19 protein-coding genes are annotated in these 20,638 nt (G+C 63.4%); 12 read left to right on the forward strand and 7 right to left on the reverse strand.

Going from position 1 to position 20,638, the window contains the following annotated elements; translation table 11 throughout:
- The first annotated feature begins 2 nt into the window (after nt 1-2).
- The 4 genes from JQ567_RS16230 to JQ567_RS16245 all read left to right on the forward strand — a co-directional run bounded on the left by JQ567_RS16230 (nt 3) and on the right by JQ567_RS16245 (nt 5,058).
- Nucleotides 3-1,295: an adenylosuccinate synthase gene (locus tag JQ567_RS16230; RefSeq protein ID WP_212439752.1), complete on the forward strand. Its 1,293-nt coding sequence runs from the start codon at nt 3-5 to the stop codon at nt 1,293-1,295.
- 37 nt (nt 1,296-1,332) lie between these two features.
- The gene (locus tag JQ567_RS16235; RefSeq protein WP_212439753.1) at nt 1,333-2,940 is read left to right on the forward strand and encodes a hypothetical protein; all 1,608 of its coding nucleotides are present in this window, start codon (nt 1,333-1,335) and stop codon (nt 2,938-2,940) included.
- Nucleotides 2,941-3,051: 111 nt separating this feature from the next.
- Entirely contained in the window at nt 3,052-3,474 is a 423-nt protein-coding gene (locus tag JQ567_RS16240) for a DUF5413 family protein (RefSeq protein WP_212439754.1), read from the forward strand.
- 1,047 nt (nt 3,475-4,521) lie between these two features.
- Nucleotides 4,522-5,058 carry a DUF4112 domain-containing protein gene (locus JQ567_RS16245; protein ID WP_212439755.1) on the forward strand — a complete coding sequence of 179 codons (537 nt, stop codon included), beginning with the start codon at nt 4,522-4,524 and terminating at the stop codon, nt 5,056-5,058.
- Nucleotides 5,059-5,230: 172 nt separating this feature from the next.
- Here the strand turns inward: JQ567_RS16245 and JQ567_RS16250 are convergent, their stop codons facing one another.
- The 5 genes from JQ567_RS16250 to msrA all read right to left on the reverse strand — a co-directional run bounded on the left by JQ567_RS16250 (nt 5,231) and on the right by msrA (nt 7,972).
- Nucleotides 5,231-5,515: a hypothetical protein gene (locus JQ567_RS16250; RefSeq protein WP_212439756.1), complete on the reverse strand. Its 285-nt coding sequence runs from the start codon at nt 5,513-5,515 to the stop codon at nt 5,231-5,233.
- 235 nt (nt 5,516-5,750) lie between these two features.
- Entirely contained in the window at nt 5,751-5,915 is a 165-nt protein-coding gene (locus JQ567_RS16255; protein WP_212439757.1) for a DUF3309 family protein, read from the reverse strand.
- Between the two features lie 269 nt (nt 5,916-6,184).
- Nucleotides 6,185-6,559, reverse strand: coding sequence for a hypothetical protein (locus JQ567_RS16260; protein WP_249165492.1), 375 nt, complete (start codon nt 6,557-6,559; stop codon nt 6,185-6,187).
- Between the two features lie 270 nt (nt 6,560-6,829).
- Entirely contained in the window at nt 6,830-7,228 is a 399-nt protein-coding gene (gene msrB, locus JQ567_RS16265; protein WP_212439758.1) for a peptide-methionine (R)-S-oxide reductase MsrB, read from the reverse strand.
- Between the two features lie 24 nt (nt 7,229-7,252).
- Nucleotides 7,253-7,972, reverse strand: a complete 720-nt coding sequence (gene msrA / locus JQ567_RS16270) for a peptide-methionine (S)-S-oxide reductase MsrA (RefSeq protein ID WP_212439759.1) — start codon at nt 7,970-7,972, stop codon at nt 7,253-7,255.
- Nucleotides 7,973-8,235: 263 nt separating this feature from the next.
- Here msrA and JQ567_RS16275 point away from each other — a divergent pair, with 263 nt between their 5' ends.
- Nucleotides 8,236-9,912 (forward strand): caspase family protein, encoded by a 1,677-nt coding sequence (locus JQ567_RS16275; RefSeq protein ID WP_212439760.1) that lies wholly within the window; start codon nt 8,236-8,238, stop codon nt 9,910-9,912.
- Between the two features lie 137 nt (nt 9,913-10,049).
- Here JQ567_RS16275 and JQ567_RS16280 read toward each other — a convergent pair whose 3' ends face one another.
- Nucleotides 10,050-11,159, reverse strand: coding sequence for an ATP-dependent RecD-like DNA helicase (locus JQ567_RS16280; RefSeq protein WP_212262780.1), 1,110 nt, complete (start codon nt 11,157-11,159; stop codon nt 10,050-10,052).
- A 184-nt stretch (nt 11,160-11,343) separates the two neighbouring features.
- On the opposite strand from JQ567_RS16280, the gene JQ567_RS16285 reads away from it, so the two are divergent.
- Nucleotides 11,344-12,555, forward strand: coding sequence for an LLM class flavin-dependent oxidoreductase (locus JQ567_RS16285; protein WP_212439761.1), 1,212 nt, complete (start codon nt 11,344-11,346; stop codon nt 12,553-12,555).
- Nucleotides 12,556-12,627: 72 nt separating this feature from the next.
- Here the strand turns inward: JQ567_RS16285 and JQ567_RS16290 are convergent, their stop codons facing one another.
- Nucleotides 12,628-13,611 (reverse strand): ABC transporter substrate-binding protein, encoded by a 984-nt coding sequence (locus tag JQ567_RS16290; protein ID WP_212439762.1) that lies wholly within the window; start codon nt 13,609-13,611, stop codon nt 12,628-12,630.
- Nucleotides 13,612-14,098: 487 nt separating this feature from the next.
- Between JQ567_RS16290 and JQ567_RS16295 the strand changes: the two genes are divergently transcribed.
- Genes JQ567_RS16295 through JQ567_RS16320 form a run of 6 tightly spaced genes read left to right on the forward strand, consistent with a single transcriptional unit; the run spans nt 14,099 to nt 20,262 of the window.
- Nucleotides 14,099-15,199 carry an ABC transporter substrate-binding protein gene (locus tag JQ567_RS16295; protein WP_212439763.1) on the forward strand — a complete coding sequence of 367 codons (1,101 nt, stop codon included), beginning with the start codon at nt 14,099-14,101 and terminating at the stop codon, nt 15,197-15,199.
- The gene (locus JQ567_RS16300; RefSeq protein WP_212439764.1) at nt 15,177-16,217 is read left to right on the forward strand and encodes an ABC transporter permease; all 1,041 of its coding nucleotides are present in this window, start codon (nt 15,177-15,179) and stop codon (nt 16,215-16,217) included. Before JQ567_RS16295 ends, JQ567_RS16300 begins: the two co-directional genes overlap by 23 nt.
- Nucleotides 16,211-17,008 carry an ABC transporter ATP-binding protein gene (locus JQ567_RS16305; RefSeq protein ID WP_212439765.1) on the forward strand — a complete coding sequence of 266 codons (798 nt, stop codon included), beginning with the start codon at nt 16,211-16,213 and terminating at the stop codon, nt 17,006-17,008. The genes JQ567_RS16300 and JQ567_RS16305 overlap by 7 nt, the downstream gene beginning before the upstream one ends.
- Nucleotides 17,002-18,186 carry an acyl-CoA dehydrogenase family protein gene (locus JQ567_RS16310; protein ID WP_212439766.1) on the forward strand — a complete coding sequence of 395 codons (1,185 nt, stop codon included), beginning with the start codon at nt 17,002-17,004 and terminating at the stop codon, nt 18,184-18,186. Before JQ567_RS16305 ends, JQ567_RS16310 begins: the two co-directional genes overlap by 7 nt.
- Before the next feature lie 37 nt (nt 18,187-18,223).
- Nucleotides 18,224-19,324 (forward strand): LLM class flavin-dependent oxidoreductase, encoded by a 1,101-nt coding sequence (locus JQ567_RS16315; RefSeq protein WP_212439767.1) that lies wholly within the window; start codon nt 18,224-18,226, stop codon nt 19,322-19,324.
- Complete coding sequence (locus tag JQ567_RS16320; RefSeq protein ID WP_212439768.1) at nt 19,321-20,262, forward strand: ABC transporter substrate-binding protein; 942 nt, start codon at nt 19,321-19,323, stop codon at nt 20,260-20,262. Before JQ567_RS16315 ends, JQ567_RS16320 begins: the two co-directional genes overlap by 4 nt.
- Nucleotides 20,263-20,638 lie beyond the last annotated feature (376 nt).

The following is a 20,638-nucleotide window of genomic DNA, read 5'->3' on the forward strand; positions in this document are numbered from 1 at the left end:
AAATGGCCAATGTTGTCGTCGTCGGCGCCCAATGGGGTGACGAGGGGAAGGGCAAGATCGTCGACTGGTTGTCGGAGCAGGCTGACATCGTCGTGCGCTTCCAGGGCGGCCACAATGCCGGCCACACGCTCGTCATCAATGGCGAGACCTACAAGCTGGCGCTGCTGCCGTCGGGCGTGCTGCGGCCCTCGAAACTCGGCGTCATCGGCAATGGCGTGGTGTTCGATCCGCAGGCCTTTCTCGACGAGGTCACCCGGCTGAGGGGCCAGGGCGTCGCCATCAGCCCGGAAAATCTCCGTATCGCGGAGAACGTCACGCTGATCCTGCCGCTGCACCGCGAACTCGACGCGTTGCGCGAATCATCCAACGCCGGCACCGCGATCGGCACCACCCGCCGCGGCATCGGCCCGGCCTATGAGGACAAGGTCGGCCGCCGCGCCATCCGCCTGATGGATCTGGCCGACCTCGACACCCTGCCGCACAAGATCGACCGCCTGCTGGCGCACCACAACGCGCTGCGCCGCGGCCTCGGGCTGGAGGAGTTCGACGGCGGCGTCATCCTGAAGGACCTCAGCGCGCTGGCGCCGCAATTGTTGCCCTACACCGAGACCGTGTGGCGGCTGCTCGATCTCAAGCGCCGCGAAGGCAAGCGAATCCTGTTCGAGGGCGCGCAGGGCGCGCTGCTCGACGTCGACCACGGCACCTACCCCTATGTCACCTCGTCCAACACGGTGGCGGCGCAGGCCGCGACCGGCAGCGGCCTGGGGCCGAGCGCGGTCGGCTATGTGCTCGGTATCTGCAAGGCCTATACGACGAGGGTCGGCCAGGGCCCGTTCCCGACCGAATTGGACAATGAGATCGGCCGCAAGATCGGCGAGCGGGGCCGCGAATTCGGCACCAATACCGGCCGGCCGCGGCGTTGCGGCTGGTTCGACGCCGTATTGGTTCGACAAGCCGCAAGAACCTGCGGCATCACGGGCTTGGCCTTGACCAAGCTCGATATTCTCGACGGCTTCGACACGATCGAGGTCTGCACCGGCTACATGCTGGACGGCAAGGAAATCGACCATCTGCCGGCCGGCGAGGGCGCCCAGGCCCGGGTGGTGCCGATCTACGAGACCATCGAAGGCTGGAAAGAGCCGACCGCCAATGCCCGTTCCTGGGCAGATCTGCCGGCCCAAGCCATTAAATATGTCCGCCGGGTCGAGGAATTGGTGGGCTGTCCGATCGCCTTGCTTTCCACCAGCCCGGAACGCGAGGATACTATTCTCGTTCAAAATCCGTTCGAGGCTTAACGAGTTGTTACCCATAAGTCCGCATTGTTGAGTCGTTATGGCTGACTACTACCCGCTGATCGCCCGCGCCATTGCCGGACTGGACCCCAGTGCTCCCGGCGAGAGCCGCCGTGCGCTCTATGAGCGGGCGCGCTCGGCGCTGATCGCGCAGCTGCGCAGCGTGCAGCCGCCCTTGAGCGAATCGGAAATCACCCGGGAGCGGCTGTCGCTGGAAGAGGCCGTCCGCAAGGTCGAGTCCGAGGCCGCCCAGCGCGCCCGCGACGCCTCGCGGCCCGGCGGCGCCGGGGCTGCGCGTGGCGGCGACGCCTTCCGCCGCGCCAATGCGCGCCCGCCGGAATCCGGCGCGCCAGCAGCTAACCCACCCCGCCCGCGCCCGGCTTCGCCGCCGCCCGCGCGCGAGCCCCGTCCGCCGCTTGGTGACGGCGACCAGCAACGCTCGCCGCGCAATCTGCGGCCCGATTTGCCGCCGCCGCCGCCACGTCCGCCGCAGCTGCCGGTGCAGGAACCGACACTGCCGCCGACCCGTGAACGGACAGGCGCGGCGCGCCGCGGCCCCGACAATTCGGCGCCGCAGATGCCGCAGCCGCCGGGCATGCGCGGCTTCCGCGACATCGCCGCCGACGCCGACGATCTCGGCCGCGCCGCCGCCCAGGCCAACCGCTCGGCGCGCAAGACCTACGCCAACGTGCCCTCGCCCTCGCCGGAGTTCGACCGGCTCGAGCCGAGCATGGAGAACCGCGGCGCCGATCCGGAAGCGCCGTATTCCTATGAAGAATCGCTCGAGGAGGCCGACCGCTATTCGCCGCAGGCTTCCCCGATGCAGCCGCCGCCGCAGCGTTCGCGGCTGTCGCAGGATCGCGACCGCGAGCCGAAAAAGCTACGCCGGGCCGGCGCGGCTTTCCCGTTCAAGAGCGCGATCGCGGTCGGCATCGTGCTTGTTGTGATCGGCGCTGCGATGGTCGGGGGCAAGTCCGCCATCAACGTGGTGAGCAGCCTGTTCAAATCCTCGCCCGTCGTCGAAGCGCCGAAGGATCCGTCAGCGCCGCAGTCGAAGCCGAAGATCCCCGATCGCGTCGGCCAGCCGTCGTCGGACCAGGTGGCGCCGGTGGCGCAGCGCGTGGTGCTGTATGACGAGGACCCGTCCGATCCCAAGGGCAAGCAATATGTCGGCTCGGTGATCTGGCGTACCGAACCGATCAAGGCGAGCGGCAACCAGAAGCCTGATATCAGCGTGCGCGCCGACATCGAAATTCCCGACCGCAAGTTCAAGATGACGATGTCGTTCCGCCGCAACACCGACACATCGCTCCCCGCAAGCCACACCGCGGAGCTCACCTTCATCCTGCCGCAGGATTTCTCCGGCGGCGGCGTCGGCAACGTGCCGGGCATTTTGATGAAATCCAACGAGCAGGCGCGCGGCACGCCGCTGGCGGGGCTCGCGGTGAAAGTCACCGACGGCTTCTTCCTGGTCGGCCTCTCCAACGTCGACGCCGACCGCGCCCGCAATCTGCAGCTCCTGAAGGAGCGTTCCTGGTTCGACGTGCCGCTGGTCTACGTCAACCAGCGCCGCGCCATCATCGCGATCGAAAAGGGCGCGCCGGGCGAGCGGGCGTTCAACGAGGCGTTTGCGGCCTGGGGCGAGTAGAGGGCGGCGGCGGATTGTTTCGCAACGCTTCCGTCAAGCCTGTCGAATTTTCCGCAAGATCGTCGTAAGACTGAGACCGCATCTGATCCCGCGATTGGAAGAGGACGGTCCATGAAACGCTATCTGATCTTCGGAGCCATCGGCCCGTTCGTCGGCGGGTTGCTGATGCTGTTCGCGATCACGATGGCTTCCGGCTACTGGGCCCAGACCGACTGGAAGGAGGTCGGGAAATTCTTCGGCACTTTCGCCAAGACACTGCAATACAGCTATCTGTTCGGCGTCGTGCCGGCGCTGATGATCGGCGCCATCGACGACATCCTGTACCACGTGCGGCGGATTCCGTGGTGGGTTCGGGTATGCATCGTGGGCGCGATCGGCTTCACGATCACGGAACTGCTCTATGGCTCGCGCGGCCCGGACACCGGCGTGATGCAGTTCATCCTTTACGGGCTGGTCGGCGGCGTGCCCGCGGTGCTGTCGTCGTGGCTGGCGCACAGATATGCCGACGAACAGGCGCCGGTGCATTCGACGTAAAATCGCGACAATTTGGCACGACGGGCAAATCAGTTCTGATTGTCAGAAATCATGTCAAGTCAGAAATTTCTGAAAATCGAAAAGATTTCTGTTTCCTGCGACCCCAAATCACCTGCACATCAATAGCCATCCCGTCCCACTCAGAGGGGCGTTGGCCATCGTCACAACGAGGGGCGGGTTGCGGTGGACGCTGCTGTTGCGATTTGACGCGCGCAACAGGAGCGTACGGTGAAGTCGTGTGGTCCCGACGCCCCGATGCTGGCGTCAAGTTCCAAAGAAGCTAGCGCTTCCGAGGGACGACGGTGACAACGAGCTCGGCCCGACCGAGGAGAGCACGAAGTAAGCCGTAAAGCCATTGCGCAGGGAATGTCGGATGCTCTCCGCTGCCCTGTATGCTCGTGTGCAGCTTTCTATTGCACAATCGCACACGAGACCGCGGGTGCAGCGCGCACCCGGCATTCCCTGCGCCCTCTGATTTTTCGAGGGCACGAACGACACGCACACCCCGGGCGCTTTGCGCCGCGGGAAGGCGAAACTGTATCCCCGTCGTCCCGGCGCAGGCCGGGACCCATACGCAGCGGCCCTTATTGTTGAAGGTGGAAGATAACGACCTGCGTGCAAAAGCAATCACTGCCGGTGGCTATGGGTCCCGGCCCCCGTGCGCAATTGCGCACTAGAGCGTGATGATTTCTCTTCGATTCATCATCCCGCTCTAGTCTTTTGTTTGAGCATGATCTTTTCGGAAAACCGGTTCCCACTTTTCCGGATCATGCTCTAGGCCGGGACGACATTGCTGTTTGAAATTTGAATCTGAATTCCGCGTGATTGCGAGGAGCGAAGCGACGAAGCAATCCATTCTTGCTGCGGCCCGATGGATTGCTTCGCGGAGCCTGTCATCGGGCGCGCGTTCGCGCGACCCGGTGGCTCGCAATGACGGAAGCGGGTTCGTGCGCCGTTGGGACGGACTTGACGGCCGCACGGGTGCTAGCTCAGCAAGTTCAGCGATAATTTGACGCAACTTGCGCACGCCTTTTGCGTTACCATCTGATGACCATGTCAAACGACGATATTTTTGTGCCGAACCGCGCCCGCACCGAACGTCCCTCGCAGGGCCGCGCGAAGGGCCGTGGGCCTGTGATCGACCAGGAGGGGCGCGAAATTCCCGACCCCAGCCTGCGCGGGCAGTTCGAGGGTTTCCGGATCGACTTCGGGAATTCCAGCGCCAACCCGTTCGGCAACCTCACCCGCGAGCAACGGCTGGCGCGGCTCGAAGCGCTGTCGAAACTGCTCGACGTCGCCTTCATCGTGCCGGGCACCAATATCCGCTACGGCATCGACGGGCTGATCGGGCTGATCCCTGTCGTCGGCGACATCATCACGACAGCGATCTCGCTGTGGGTGGTGCGCGAGGCGCGCGCGCTCGGCGCGCCCTGGTACATCACGACGCGGATGCTGGGTAATGTCGCGCTCGATGGCGTGGTCGGCCTGGTGCCGGTCGCGGGCGACGCGTTCGATGTCATGTTCCGCGCCAACGTCCGCAATGTGCGGATGCTCAAGCGCTGGCTCGACAAGCAGCCGCGCTAATCGCGTCCTAACTTCGTCATGCCCGGCCTTGTGCCGGGCATCCACGTCTTCCTTCAGCTAGTTAAGAAAGACGTGGATGGCCGGGTCAAGCCCGGCCATGACGGAGACTAAAGAGCGCGCGAAAAAATGCCCCCGGACATCGTCCGAGGGCAGACAGCTCGAAAGCTAAACCTTACGCAGCGTCGGCGTTGGTTTCGGTCGCAACGGGCGCACGGGGGCGGCGCGTCAGCGGGAAGGCCTCGCTCTCATAGAGAGTGCGGATGCCGCTCTGGTCGAAGCGCGCTTCCTCGACCTGCAGATAGGCGCCGTTCAGCGAGTCCGCCGGCAGCTCCTCGATCGCGAAGCGAACCGCTTCGGCCGCGGTGCCAAAACGCCGATATGCAAAGCCGGCCCGCTTCTTCTTGCGGATCGCGGCAGGAAACAGTTCGGCAGCGGTATCGTAGCTGAATGGACGCATGGTTTGTGACCTCAATCTTTTTGGCTCGTTCGTCGAGCGAGTGGGGATTGGATGACGGTGGGCCGCTATCCCTGGCGGCGCGCCGTGCACGTCATTTCGACCCCCAATATAAGCCTGTTTGACAGAAATGCGACTCCTGATGCGCAGATCGGGGGTGATGATGAATCTGCGCATGGCTGGCTTTGGGCCCGTTTCGGACCGAAATAAGCCCTGTTATTTCAATGGGCTACGAAGCCTAAAGTTTGCCGAGCAGCACCAGGATGAGCAGCACGATCAGGATCACCCCGATAAGCCCCATGCCGGAATGGCCGCGACCATAGCCATAGCCGCCAAAACGGCCGGAGAAGCCGCCCAACAGGAAAATAATCAGGATGATGATGAGGATCGTGCCCAGCGACATGGCGACCTCCTGAAAGCGTGGCCGGCGTCAGGTGAAAACGCCCCCGCGGCCCGGAGCAAAGCATACTCCAGGCCGCGAGTCCTCGCTCCGCCGAAACCTTGGGAGAGTGTCATTGCCGCTGGCGCTTCTTCCCCTCTCCCCTTGTGGGAGAGGGTGGATCGAATGAGCGCCAGCTCATTCGAGACGGGTGAGGGGTCTGTCTCCGCGGATGCAAACCCCTCATCCGGCGCTTCGCGCCACCTTCTCCCACAGGGGGAGAAGGAAGGAGATCATTTCCTCGTCTCGTCGATCGGCAGCACCTTCAGCGGTGTCGCATAGGGCTCGACGCGCAGCGAGTCCGAGGCGAGCAGGCCGATCTTGTGCAGCGGCGCCTGTTCGAGGTCGCCGCTGGCGGATTTGTGCACGGCGTATCGCCAGACGCTCATCGAGCCCTTGGCCACCAACATCTTGGCGATGCCGCCGGCGTTCTTGCCGTCCATCTGCGCCAGATCGTCCTCGGCGATGCCGATGACGATTTCATCTTTGGCGGTAATGACCTTGAACAGGGAGACCTTGTCGGCGGCAAAAGCGGGCTGGATCACAACGCTCTCCATGATGAGGGTGGCTGCGCCGAGACCGAGCAGCAGACGTTTCGATATTTGCATTGAACTTTCCTTGATTTGCGCGCCGGGCAAACCGGAGAAGCACCCCTGAAAAATGAAAAACCCCGCGCGACCAGCACTTGGTCGCACGGGGTGGGAAACGAGTTCGAATGATTGGTGATTATTATCCATCCTGTCGTCATGGCCGGGCATGGCCGTCCGAAGGACGGCGTCGCTTCCGCTCGCCTATGCCCGGCCATCCACGTCTTATTGGCGGCACGGAAAACGTGGATGCCCGGGACAAGCCCGGGCATGACGAGAGAGTACGGCCGTTTACTTCGGCTGCAGCTTCAGCGCGGCCGAATTGATGCAGTAGCGCAGGCCGGTCGGGCCGGGGCCGTCCTCGAAGACGTGGCCGAGATGGCCATTGCATTTCGAGCACAAGACCTCGGTGCGGATCATGCCGTGGCTGATGTCGCGTTCCTCGTCGACATGGCCTTCCGCGGCGGGTGCGGTAAAGCTCGGCCAGCCGCAGCCGGAATCGAACTTGGCGTCGGATTCGAACAGCGTCTGCCCGCAGCCGGCGCAGGTATAGGTGCCCTTGCGGTGCTCATGCTCGTATTCGCCGGAGAACGGCCGCTCGGTCGCCTTTTCGCGCAGCACCGCATACTGCATCGGCGTCAGCTCGCGGCGCCACTCGGCCTCGCTCTTTTCCACCTTGGTGTCGGACATGGAGTCTCCTTTGAATTCGATCCGTCAGTTGCTGGCTTTCGCACTGCTCACCAGCGTCGGCTTATCGAGGTAGTCGCTCGCAAAGATCTTCTTGAGGTTATGGACCTTCGGGATGTCGTTGAAGGCAATATAGGGCTGGTTCGGGTGCAGCGTCATGTAGTCCTGGTGATAGGCCTCCGCCGCATAAAACGCCTCCAGCGGACCGACCTTGGTCACGATCGGCTTCTTGTAGACCTTGGCGGCGTTGAGCTGGGCGATATAGGCCTCCGCGACCTTTTTCTGCTCGTCGCTGGTGGTGAAGATCGCCGAGCGATATTGCGTGCCGGTGTCCGGGCCCTGGCGGTTCAGCTGGGTCGGATCGTGCACGACAGAGAAGAAGATCTGCAGGATCTTGCCGTAGCTGATCTTGTTCGGGTCGTATTTGACCTCGACCACTTCCGCATGATCAGTGGTTCCCATCGAGACCAGATTGTAGTCGGCGGTCGCCTTGGTGCCGCCGGCGTAACCGGACACGGCGTTGACCACGCCCGCGGTGTGCTGGAACACGCCCTGGACGCCCCAGAAACAACCGCCGGCAAGGACCGCGGTCTGGAGGCCGCTGGCCGGCTGCACGTCGGCGGCGGGCGGGGGGACGATCACGGCTTCTTCCGCGGCGCGCGAGGGGGTAACGGCGAACGCGGCAATGGCGAGCGCGCCGATGGCGGCGGCGCACAGCGAAAGGCGGCTGGATCGGCGAGGGGACATGGTTTCCTCTTGGGGCTGTTGGAAGGCAGTTTAAAGCGGGAGCCGCGTTTCGCAATCGGCGCAGCTCCCTCCGATACGCCGAGATACGGGCCCGGGCTCATTTTGTTACGGCCGGCGACACACGAGTTCGTGAATAAAACCGCGCCGGCGCAACACGTTAGGCGCGATGTTTGGCCACGCTTGACCGGACCTCGCACAGCTTCCCACAATGAACCGCCGGCAGCCTCCGGCGACCAAAATTCATGCGCCGGAGCGTTTCACTGATGTTGCGCGCCTTCTTCCTGGTCATCGTCACGCTTGTCACCGCCGGCTCCGCGCGGGCGGCGGGCGATGTCGACACCTGCCGGAATAAGGATGCGGAACCCGTCGCAAGGCTGGCCGCCTGCGAGACCGTCATTGCCGACAACAAAATGCCCGCCAAGGCCAGGGCGGGCGCTTTCGCCGTTCGCGGCGAGGCGCTGATCAAGAAGCGCGACTATGACGGCGCGATCGCTGCCTATAACGCGGCGATCGATCTGGTTTCCGATAACGCCGGATACATCAACATGCGCGGCCTCGCCCATAGCAGCAAGGGCGAGGACGAGCGCGCCCTGGCCGACTACGCGCAGAGTTCGAAACTGCAGCCGAATTTCTCGAGCCCCTACAACAACCGCGCCCTTATTTTCATGCGTCAGGGCGACCTGCAGCGCGCCCTCACCGAACTCGATTCCGCCGTCAGGCTCGCGAACAACGACGCCAGCCGCTACAATCACCGCTTCAACCGGGGTCGCGTGCAGACGTACCGCAAGCAATACGATGCGGCGCTCGCCGATTTCGCCGAGGCGAAAAAGATCAATCCCGACGCCCCGCAGGTCGCGGCCTACCGTTGCATCACCTACACCGAGATCAGGAAGTTTGACGAAGCGCTCGCGGATTGCAACGTGGCGTTGGCCCACACTCCGAATTCGGTCTATGCGATGACCAGCCGCGGCAATGTCTATCTGGCAAAGGGGGACCTCGACGCTGCGCTGAAGGATTACAACGAGGCGCTCAAGATCAACCCGAATAACATCCGCGCGCACGCCAACCGCGGCAAGGTGTTCGAAAAGCGCGGCGACGTCGCCGGTGCGCGTGGCGAATACCGTTCGGCGAGCGCGGCCCTGACCAAGTTCGATGATATCGATACCGCCATTGCGCGCCGCTTCGCCAAGGAGCGCCTGGCGGCGCTGACGACCTCAGCCCCCGCGTCATCAGGTCCGCGCAAGGTCGCCTTGATCGTCGGCAACAGCGCCTACAAGAACGTGCAGCCGCTCGCCAATCCGGCGCGCGACGCGAAATTGATCGCGTCCACGCTTCGCGACCTCGGCTTTGCGACCGTGACGCTGGCGCCGGACCTCACCCGCGACAGATTTTTCGCGGCCCTGCACGAGTTCGGCACGCAAGCCGAGAAGGCCGATTGGGCGGTGGTCTATTATGCCGGTCACGGCATGGAGATCGGCGGCGTCAACTATCTGATCCCGACCGACGCCAAGCTCGCCGCCGACCGCGATGCGGAAACGCAAGCGGTGGCGCTTGAGCAATTGATCGCCGCGGTTTCCGGCGCGCGCAAGCTGCGGCTGGTGATACTCGATGCCTGCCGCGACAATCCGTTCGAGAAGAACATGCAGCGGACCATTGCGCTGAAGCTGGTCAACAAGGGCTTTTCCAACATCGAGCCGGAGGCCGGCTTCATGGTGGTCTATGCCGCCAAGCACGGCGAGACCGCGCTCGACGGCGATTCCGTCAACAGCCCGTTCGCAACCGTGTTGGCGCGTGAACTCAAGACGCCGAAGGTCGAGGTGCGGAAACTGTTCGATATCGTCCGCGACGACGTCTGGACGATGACCAAGCGCGCGCAACAGCCCTTCACCTACGGCTCGCCGCCGGGCAGGGAGGATTTTTATTTTGTCGCGGAGAAGTGACGGATGGCGTCATTGCCTGCGACAAACGCGAAGCGTTTGCGCAAGGGAGCGCAGCGACGAAGCAATCCACGCTTGCTTTGCCGCCCTATGGATTGCTTCGCTTCGCTCGCAATGACGCTGAGGGCAGGCAAGTCGCGCTAAACCACCACGCTCAGCCGCTTCGCCGCGCGCGTGATGCCGGTGTAGAGCCAGCGCGCGCGGCTGTCCTGGAACGCAAAACTTTCGTCGAACAGCACCACGTCGTCCCATTGCGAGCCCTGCGACTTGTGCACGGTCAGCACATAGCCATAGTCGAACTCGTCATAGGGCTTGCGCTGCTCCCACGGGATGGTCTCGATGGCGCCGCCAAAGCAATCGCCGCGCACGGAGACCTTGGTCACCTTGTGGCCGAAATCCTCATCCGGCGACAGCCGCATCGTGATGATCTTCGATTTCGACTGCGCGCGCGACTTGACCCGCCACAGCCCGCCGTTGAACAGGCCCTTCTTGCGGTTGTTGCGCAGGCAGACCAGCTTGTCGCCGGCAACCGGCAATGGATCCTCGATGTTCTGTTTCTGGCGCACCCGCATGTTGTAGGCGCGGCGGGTATTGTTGCGCCCGACCAGTACCTGATCGGCCTTCATCACCCGGTCCGGGTCGAGTTCGTTGCGCGACACCACCTCGCTCTCGCCATGGCGGCCGATCTCGAGTTCGCGGCCCTCGCGGATATCCATCGACATCCGCACGATCGGATCGTCCTGGGCCTGGCGATGCACCTCGGTCAGCATCGCGTCGGGCTCGCAATCGGTAAAGAACCCGCCGCCCTGGATCGGCGGCAGCTGCGCGGGATCGCCGAGCACCAGCAACGGACAGTCGAACGACATCAGGTCGCGGCCGAGCTCGGCATCGACCATCGAGCATTCGTCGATCACGATCAGTTTCGCCTTCGAGGCCGGCGCATCATCCCACAGTTCAAAACTCGGCTGCTCGACGCCGGACTCCCGGGCGCGGTAAATCAGCGAATGGATCGTGGAGGCGTTGTCGCAGCCCTTGTTGCGCATCACCAGCGCGGCCTTGCCGGTGAAGGCCGCGAATTTCACCTCGCCATCGACGCCGTCGGCGATGTGCCGCGCCAGCGTGGTCTTGCCGGTTCCGGCATAGCCGAACAGCCGGAATACCGGCGGCGTGCCGTTCTTGCCGGGCTTTGCCTTCATCCAGTCGGCAACGGCCTTCAGCGCGGAATCCTGATGCGGCGTAAACGTGGTCATTTGGTCTCGGCGGAGGGGCGAGCGGGCCGTGATCGGCCGCGACTCAGGCAGACCCTCAAACTAATCATTCGCGCGTTCCATGCAAGCCGGCTTCCGCCACGCGGAATTGGAGTTTCATGCCCGAGGCTAGACTTGCTCCCTGCCGCGAATACACTGCAACAAAACAACAATCGGGAGCGACGTCATGAAGTTCGGCATCTTCTATGAGCTGCAACTGCCGCGCCCGTGGGAAGAGGGCGATGAGCTCCGGCTCTACCAGAATGCCCTGACGCAGCTCGAGACCGCCGACCGGCTCGGCTATGACCACGCCTGGGTGGTGGAACATCACTTCCTGGAAGAATATTCGCATTCGCCGTCGCCCGAATCGTTCCTCGCCGCCGCTTCCCAGCGCACCAAAAAAATCCGGCTCGGCCACGGCATTTTCCAGCTCACCACCAACCATCCCGCCCGCGTCGCTGAACGCGTCGCGGTGCTTGATCTGCTGAGCAACGGACGCTGCGAATTCGGCATGGGCGAGAGCGCCTCGATCACCGAGCTGACGCCGTTCGGCCGCGACATGGAGACCAAGCGCGAGGTGTTCGAGGAGGCTGTCGCTGCGATCTTTCCGATGTTCACCAAAGTGGGCACCGAGCATCACGGCAAATATTTTGACATCCCCTTGCGCAACGTGGTGCCGAAGCCGGTGCAGAAGCCGCATCCGCCACTGTGGATGGCGTGCTCGCAATTGCAGACCATCGAACGCGCCGGCGAGAACGGCTTTGGCGCGCTCGGCTTTCAGTTCGTCAGCGCCGAAGCGGCGCATGCCTGGGTGCACGCCTATTACAACGCGATCACCAAGCGGCTGAAGAAGCTCGCCGACTACGAGATCAACCCGAACATGGCGCTGGTGTCGTTCTTCATGTGCGCCAAGACCGATGAGGAGGCGCGGGCGCGCGCCGATGGCGCGACCTTCTTCCAGTTCGCGCTGCGCTATTACGGCGCGTCGCAGAACCGGCAGCGTCCGGACCCCGGCACCGTCAACATGTGGGACGAATACAACAAGTGGAAGCGCGAAAATCCGGAGGCGCAGGAGGCGGCCCTTCGTGGTGGCCTGATCGGCTCGCCGGAAACCATCCGCAAGAAATTGCGCCGGTTTCGCTCCTCGCACATCGACCAGGTGATCCTGCTCAACCAGGCCGGCAAGAACAGCCACGAGCACATTTGCGAGTCGCTGGAATTGTTCGCCAGGGAAGTGATGCCGGAATTCCAGCACGATCCCGAACATGAGGCCTGGAAGGCCGGCGTGATGAGCGGTGCGATCCAGCTCGAGGAAATCGACACCGAGGCGTTTAGGGATCGCTACGGCAAACTGGCGGTCAGCGTCGCGCCGACGCAAAAGGTCGCGGCGGCGGGATAGCGGGTTCGGCGGAAGACGCGCAACGGGCCGGCATTCGATGCCGGCCCGTTCGTTCGGGTCGATGCGTTGGCGTCAGTTCGATCCGGCGGCGGCCGCCGTAAAGCTGCGATCGACGGCCTTGCTGACATCGAGCGTCTTGGAAAGGATGCCGTAGCGGGTGGCGCGGTCGGAGGCTTCCTGCACTTCCTTGACGATGCCGGCGTCGATCACGATCGGGCTGGTTTTTTGCGCGGTATAGGCGCTGAGCAGCACGTCTTCCGGCAGCTTGGTCAGCTCGGACGTGTTCCTGGCATATTCGGGCAGGTGATCGAGCGACCACAGCCGCGCCTTGTTGAGTCGCTGCACGAGATCCTGCACCGCCGCCCGCTTGGTGGCGATGGCGGAATCAGATGCCACGATGAAGGTGATGGTCGGCGTCAGGCCTTCGCCGTTGGCGACGACGCGGGCCTTATCCTTCAGCGTCGCGTAGGACACGTAGGGCTCCCACACCGCCCATCCGTCGATCGAGCCGGCGACCAGCGCGATCTTGGCATCGACCGGTCCGAGCGGCGCAAAGGTCGCGTCGTCGACCTTGTATCCGGCTTTCTCCAGCGTCGCGTCGATCAGGAACTGGCCCCAGCCGCCGCGCGTTCCCGCCAGCCGCTTGCCTTTCAAATCCGCGGCCGTCTTAATCGGCGAATCCTGCCGAACCAGGATTGCCTGCGTGCGGGCGTCGGATCGCGTGCCGCCAATCGCCTTGATCGGTGCACCGGTGGCATAGACGGTGAGGAAGGACAGATCGCCGGTATAGCCGACATCGAGCGCGCCGGCGTTCAGCGCTTCGAGTATCGGCGCTGCGGCAGGAAATTCCGACCATTCGATCTTGTAGGGAAGATCCTTCGCTAATCCTGCGATTTCGAGCAGCGAACGGTTGCCGCCCTTCTGGTCGCCGACGCGCAGCGTGATGGTGTCTGCCGCCATGGCCGATGCTGTCATCGCCAGTCCCAGCGCCGCGCCGAACAGCGTGGCGCTGAATTTACGGATGCGTGAGCCCGTTCTTGATTCGAGTTTGTTCATGCCTTTGTTCTTTCCGGTGTGATCCGCTGCATTGCGTGAGGCAATCAGCGATGCACCAAGCGTACGAGCGACAGCTCCGCAGTCAATGAAATGGCTGACTGAATATTTTGATGTGCCGGCAACGATCGTCTCGCTACTCACTGGCGAATGAAAGGTGTCTGCTGTGCGGCTTGAACTCGTTCGAAACCGGAAGAATTGAATAGATGTGAAGGCGCTGCATATCTTGCGAGCGCGCGAAAACCGTTTCATCGCACGACGATATCAGCGTGGAGATAATCTCTCCGTTCGCTTTCACATTCAAAATTCCATTTCATTGACGACGACGTTGCGGCCGCGCATCATTTGAACGTCAGATCAACGGCGCGAGATCGGAGTCTCGCCGGGATTGAACCAAATAACCGATCGCCAGTGTGGAACATAACGGGCCGCAGCATCCATGTGCTGCGCCGACGGCGGCGCCATGCCGTTTTGAGAGCAGGAGTGCAGGATGTCACGAGATGAAAAAAATGGCGTAACGCGGCTGGATCGCCGAACGTTGCTGCGCGGCGGGGCTGCCGCGGCGCTCGCCGCGCCGTTAGGCGTGTTTGGCGCGCAAGCCTTTCCGTTTCGTGCGGCCGCGCCCGGCATCGACTTCTCGGAATTCCCGATCTGCAGGACCGCGTCCAATGCACCGGCGCTCACCGGAGCGCCGCGAAAGCTGAAATTGTCATGGAATGCCGGCGCGGTCTGCCTCGTGCCGGTGCCAGTGGCCATCGACCACGGATTCTTCAAGAAGCATAATCTCGACGTCGAACTGATCAACTACAGCGGCTCGACCGACCAGTTGCTGGAGGCGATCGCGACCGGCAAGAGCGACGCGGGGCTCGGCATGGCGTTGCGCTGGCTGAAGCCGCTGGAGCAGGGGTTTGACGTCAAGATCGCGGCTGGAACCCATGGCGGCTGCATGCGCGTGTTGTCGCGCACCAATTCCGGTGTCGACAAGCTGACCGACCTCAAGGGCAAGATCGTCGCGGTCGGCGATCTCGGCGGGCCGGACAAGAATTTCTTCTCGATCCAGCTTGCCAAACAGGGCATCGATCCCAACAAGGATGTCGACTGGCGCGCCTATCCCGGCAATTTGCTGCAGCTCGCCGTCGAGAAGGGCGAGGTTCAGGCGTTCCTCGCATCCGATCCGATTGCTCATATCTGGCTGAAGGACAGCGCCTACAAGGAGGTCGCTTCCAACCTCGACGGTGAATACAAGGACAAGACCTGCTGCATCCTCGGATTGCGCGGCAGTCTGGTTCGCGAAGAGCCGCAGGTCGCGCGCGCCATCACGCAGGCGCTGCTCGATGCCGCGATGTACACCGCGCAAAACCCCGACGTGGCCGCGGCTTCGTTCCAGCCTTACGCCCCCAAGACGGCGAGCCTGCAGGATCTGCAGGCGATGGTCCGCTACCACACCCATCATCACCATCCCGTCGGCGAAGTGTTGAAGCGGGAACTGAAGGCTTATGCGGACGACCTGAAGAGCGTTTCGGTCTTCAAGGCGAGCACCGATACGGCGAAATTTGCGGAGCGGATCTATGTCGACGTATTCGGCGTCTAAGACGGTCGCACTGGCGCAATCGGCGGAAGAAGGCGCAGCACTTTCAGGGCGGCCGCTGTCGCTGGCGGTCTCGTTTCCATCAGGTGGGACCGGCGTGATCGCAAGCCTGGCGTGGGTCGGGTTCGGCATATCGTGCCTGTGGTGGCCGGATATCGGCGACTGGACGCGTACCCATCAGCTCGCCGCCGCCGCCTTCGTGATCTCCGGCGCCATTTTCCTGGCGACGGTGGCGGGCAGCCGGCTCGGGCGGTTCAATGCTGGCCTGCAACGGCGTGCGCCGTGGCTGCTGGTATCAGCGTTGTTCCTGACGCTGTGGGAAGTCGCGACCGCAAAGTTCGGGTGGCTGCCGCTGCCGTTCTTCCCGCCGCCGCAATCCATCATCGAGGTCTACACCGATGATCTGCCCAAATTGCTGGACAGCATCCTTGCTTCTGTAAAACTTCAACTCGGCGGATATGTCATCGGCGCCACCGTCGGCTTTCTGACCGGCGTGTCGATCGGCTGGTCGCGCAGCGTGGGTTACTGGGTGCATCCGGTGCTGCGGTTCATTGGTCCGTTGCCGGCGACGGCATGGCTGCCGATCGCGTTCTTCACCTTCCCGTCGAGCTGGAGCGCCTCTACGTTCCTGATCGCGCTCGCGACCGGGTTTCCGGTCACGGTGCTGACCTGGTCCGGCGTCGCGAGCGTCAGCAACGCCTACTACGACGTGGCGCGGACGCTCGGCGCGAAACCTTCGTTCCTGGTGCTGAAAGTCGCCATTCCTGCTGCCTTGCCGCACGTGTTCGTCGGCCTGTTCATGGGCCTCGGATCGTCGTTTGCGGTTCTGGTGGTTGCCGAAATGATCGGCGTCAAGGCCGGGCTCGGCTGGTACCTGCAATGGGCGCAGGGCTGGGCGGCCTACGCGAACATGTATGCCGCATTGATCGTGATGTCGCTGCTGTGCTCGGGCGCGATCACGCTGCTGTTCCGAACGCGCGACCGCCTGCTGATCTGGCAGAAGGGAGTCGTCAAATGGTAGCGCATGCCCTTGCCGAAGCGGTCACTTATCCGGCCGTCGGCGCCTCGCTCGATGTCGAACGCATCAGCCACGCCTTCGACATCGACGGTAGCGTCTTGCCGGTGCTCGACGACGTCAATTTCAGCGTCAAGCCCGGCGAATTTATCGCGCTGCTCGGTCCATCCGGCTGCGGCAAGTCGACCTTGCTGCGGCTGGTCGCGGGGCTCGAGGCGCCGCGATCGGGCGTGCTCCGCGAGGACGGCGATCCCGTCACCGGACCGTTCCCATCCCGGGTCGTGGTGTTTCAGGATCCAACACTGTTTCCGTGGCGAACGGTCTGGAACAACGTCGCGCTTGGGCTCGAAGCGCAGGGCATCTTGAAGACCCAGCGCCATCGTGTCGATGCCGCACTCCAGCTGGTCGGGCTGTCGCAGTTTCGCAACGCCTATCCGCATCAATTGTCGGGAGGTATGGCGCAGCGTGTCGCGCTGGCGCGGGCGTTGGTGAACGATCCAAAGATCCTCATCCTCGATGAACCGCTCGGCAAGCTGGATTCGTTGACGCGCATCACGATGCAGGCCGAAATCGTGGCGCTGTGGCAGCGCAAGGGATTTACCACGCTCTTGGTGACGCATGACGTCGAGGAAGCCTTGTTCCTCGCCAACCGCGTCATCGTGTTCAGCGACCGGCCGGCGCGCATCAAAGCCGACATCGCGGTCGATCGGCCGTATCCGCGGCACCGCGGCGATCCCAGGCTGGCGGAGCTGCGCCGTAACATCCTTGGCCTGCTCGGATTGGACGCCACATGGTGAGCGCGATCAACAGTTCGATACGCAAAGAGCCGCTGACGGATGCCGCGCCGGTGCCGTACGATTGCGCGCGGGCACTTGCTTCCGAATTCGCGGCCCGGGCGGCGCAGCACGATCGCGACGCCAGTTTTCCGCATGAGAATTTCAAGGAGCTTGCCGAGGCGGGATTGTTGGCGCTGACCGTGCCGACGGCGTTGGGCGGCCACGGCGCCGGTGCGCTCGATACGGCGCGCATCCTCGGCATCTTCGGCAAGGCCGATCCATCGACGGCGCTGGTGTTGTCGATGCACTACATCCAGCATCTGGTGATGGCGCGCAGCACACGCTGGCCGGGGCGTCTCTCCCGCAAGCTGGCGCGGGAGGCGGTCGACGGCGTGGCGCTGATCAATGCGCTGCGGGTCGAGCCAGATCTCGGCTCGCCGGCACGCGGCGGGCTGCCGGCGACAACAGCGCGAAAGACCGAGACGGGATGGCGGCTCAGCGGCCGCAAGGTCTATTCGACCGGTGCGCCGATCCTGAAATGGTATGCGGTGTGGGCGAAGACTGACGAGCCGGAAACGCGCGTCGGCCTGTTCCTGGTTCCCGCGGGATTGCCGGGCACGCGGATCGTCGAGACCTGGAATCATCTTGGCCTGCGCGCCAGCGGCAGCCATGACGTCGTGTTCGAAGACGTCGTGTTCCCGCTCGACCATGAGATCGACGTGCGTACGCCCGAGGATTGGCAGGTGCCGGATTTCACCCAGTCCGTGGTGCATGCGATCTTCGTCGCCGCGATCTATGACGGCGTCGCCCGTGCCGCGCGCGACTGGCTGGTCGAGTTCCTGAAGAACCGGAAGCCATCCAATCTCGGCGCATCGCTGGCAACGCTGCCGAGAGTGCAGGAGATCGTCGGCGGCATCGAGGCGCGGCTTGCCGTCAATGCGCGACTGATCGACAGTTTCGCCGGCGATTTCGACGATGGCGTGCTGCTCAGCGCCTCCGAATCCAGCATCGTCAAGCTCACGGTCACGAACAATGCGGTCGCGATTCTCGAAGACGCGCTGTCGCTGACCAGCAATCATGGTCTCACCCGCGCCAATCCGCTGGAGCGGCATTATCGCGATGTCCTGTGCGGGCGGGTTCACACGCCGCAGGACGACGCCACCCGCGTCAACGCCGGACGTCTGGCGCTCGGCGTCTGAATATCAACGAACCAATCCCAAACTCTGGAGCAAGCCCATGTCAGTGGAATTCATCGGATACATCGGCAGCAATTATTCGTCCGAAACCGTCGTGCGGAACGGCCCGATTCTCGACCGTCACTATATCGAGACCGTAGCGAAGGCACACGAGAACGCCGGATTCGATCGCGCGCTGCTGGCATTTCACTCCACCACGCCGGATGGTCTGCAGATCGGCCAGCACGTGCTCGGCGTCACCGACAAGCTCAATGTCTTGATCGCGCAGCGGCCCGGCTTCACCGCGCCGACGCTGCTCGCCCGGCAGCTTGCGACCGTCGATCAACTCTCCGGCGGCCGCGTCGCCCTGCATGTCATCACCGGCGGCAACGCCACCGAGCTAAGGCAGGACGGCAATGTCATCGATGATAAGGACGAGCGCTACGCCCGCACCAGCGAATTCCTCGATGTGGTTCGCGCCGAATGGACCAGCGAAAAACCGTTCACCTATGAGGGCAAGTACTATCAGGTGCAGAACGGCTTCTCACAGCTGAAGCCGTACCGCAGCGAGGGGATTCCAATCTTCGTCGGCGGCGGTTCGGACGCGGCAATCGAGGTTGCAGGCAAGCACGCCGATACGTTCGCGCTGTGGGGCGAATCCTATGCGCAGGTGCGTGATGTGACGTCCCGGGTTCGCGCCGCGGCTGCGAAACACGGCCGGCCGACGCCGCGCTTCAGCCTCTCGGTGCGCCCGATCCTTGCCGATACCGAGGAGAAGGCCTGGGCCAAGGCCGATGAAATTCTGGCCCGCGCCACCGCGCTGCAGGACAAGACCGGATATCGCAAGCCGGCGGACGGCCATGCCACCGCCGGCGCGAAGCGGCTGCTGGCGCTGGCCGAGCAGGGGACAAGGATCGACAAACGGCTCTGGACCGAGATCGCCAAACTCACCGGCGCCAACAGCAACACCACGGCGCTGGTCGGGACGCCCGAACAGGTCGCCGAAGTGTTCGGCGATTATTACGATCTCGGCATCAGCCACTTCCTGATTCGCGGCTTCGATCCCCTGATCGATGCCATCGACTACGGCCGCGAACTGATCCCGCTGACGCGTCAACTGATCGCCGGACGCAGTGTTGCCCGGGGAGTGGCAGCGGAATGATGCGCGCCCTTCTCGTTGCGGGCCTGCTGCTGGGTGCGATTGCCTCGGCGGATGCCCAGACCACGTTGCGGGTCGGCGATCAAAAGGGGAATTCGCAGGCCGTGATGGAAGCGGCCGGCGTCCTCAAGGATGTTCCCTACAAGATCGAGTGGAAGGAATTCCCGGCTGCGGCGCCGCTGTTGGAGGCGTTAAGCGCGGGCGCGATCGAAACCGGCCTGGTCGGCGACGCGCCGTTCACCTTCGCCGCGGCGGCCAACGTTCCGGTGAAAGCTATCGCGGCGATCCGGCAGAGCCGCGAGGGCCTTGCGGTGCTGGTTCAGAAGGACTCAGCCGTCCGCGATTTCGAGAGCATGAAAGGCAAGAAGATCGCGACCGGCCGCGGCTCGATCGGACATCAACTGATTCTTGCAGCTCTGGAATCGAAGGGTTGGTCGACCAGCGACGTCCAGATCGTGTTCCTCGCGCCGTCGGATGCCAAGGTTGCGTACACACAAGGCTCCGTCGATGCCTGGTCGACATGGGAGCCCTATGTCAGCCAGGAAGAAGTCCTGTTCCAGTCGCGGCGCGTAATCACGGCGGAGGGACTGACGCCGGGACTGGGATTCCAGGTCGCGACGCCGAACGCAATCCGTGACAAGCGGCCGGAACTGGAAGATTTTGTCAGGCGGCTGACGGCCGCGCGGGCGTGGTCGCAGACCGATGTCGGCGCCTATGCCGAGACGTGGGGCAAGCTGATGAACATTCCGCCCGCGGTGCCGCTGAACTGGCTGAGCCGCGCTAAAATCCGCGTCGCCCCGATCGATGACGGTGTGGTGGCTGATGAGCAGCAAACCATCGATCTCTATTTCCGATCGGGCCTGATCAAGCAGAAGCTCAACGCCGCCGACATTGTCGATCGTTCGTTTTCCGGAGCCATTGGCAAGGGCGCGGGTCTTTAGACTCTTAAGCGTGATGAGTAGCAGCCGCGAAGGGACTGCGCTCCCTCTCCCGCTTGCGGGGGAGGCGTAGGCGGCCTACGGCCGCCGTCCTTGGGTTTAAAGAACGCCGATGCGCAACATCGGCTATGGGTGGGGGTTGCCTCCGCGAGTCACACTCTTCGCGAGGAGAGAGCCCCCACCCGGATCGCATCTTCGATGCGATCCGACCTAAGAGCGAGTTTCGCTCGTCTCGACCCCGCAAGCGGGAGAGGTGCAGCGAGTTCGCGGCCAGACCGAATGAAGCAAAAGTCGTCCTGCTCTAGGTGGTGTGGACTCTAAGGATTCCCTTTTAAGAGCAAATCAGATTCAAGGCTGCTTTTGGGGAGGCAGTCTTGGG

The sequence above is a fragment of the Bradyrhizobium sp. AUGA SZCCT0431 genome (assembly GCF_018131065.1).
Lineage (GTDB): Bacteria > Pseudomonadota > Alphaproteobacteria > Rhizobiales > Xanthobacteraceae > Bradyrhizobium.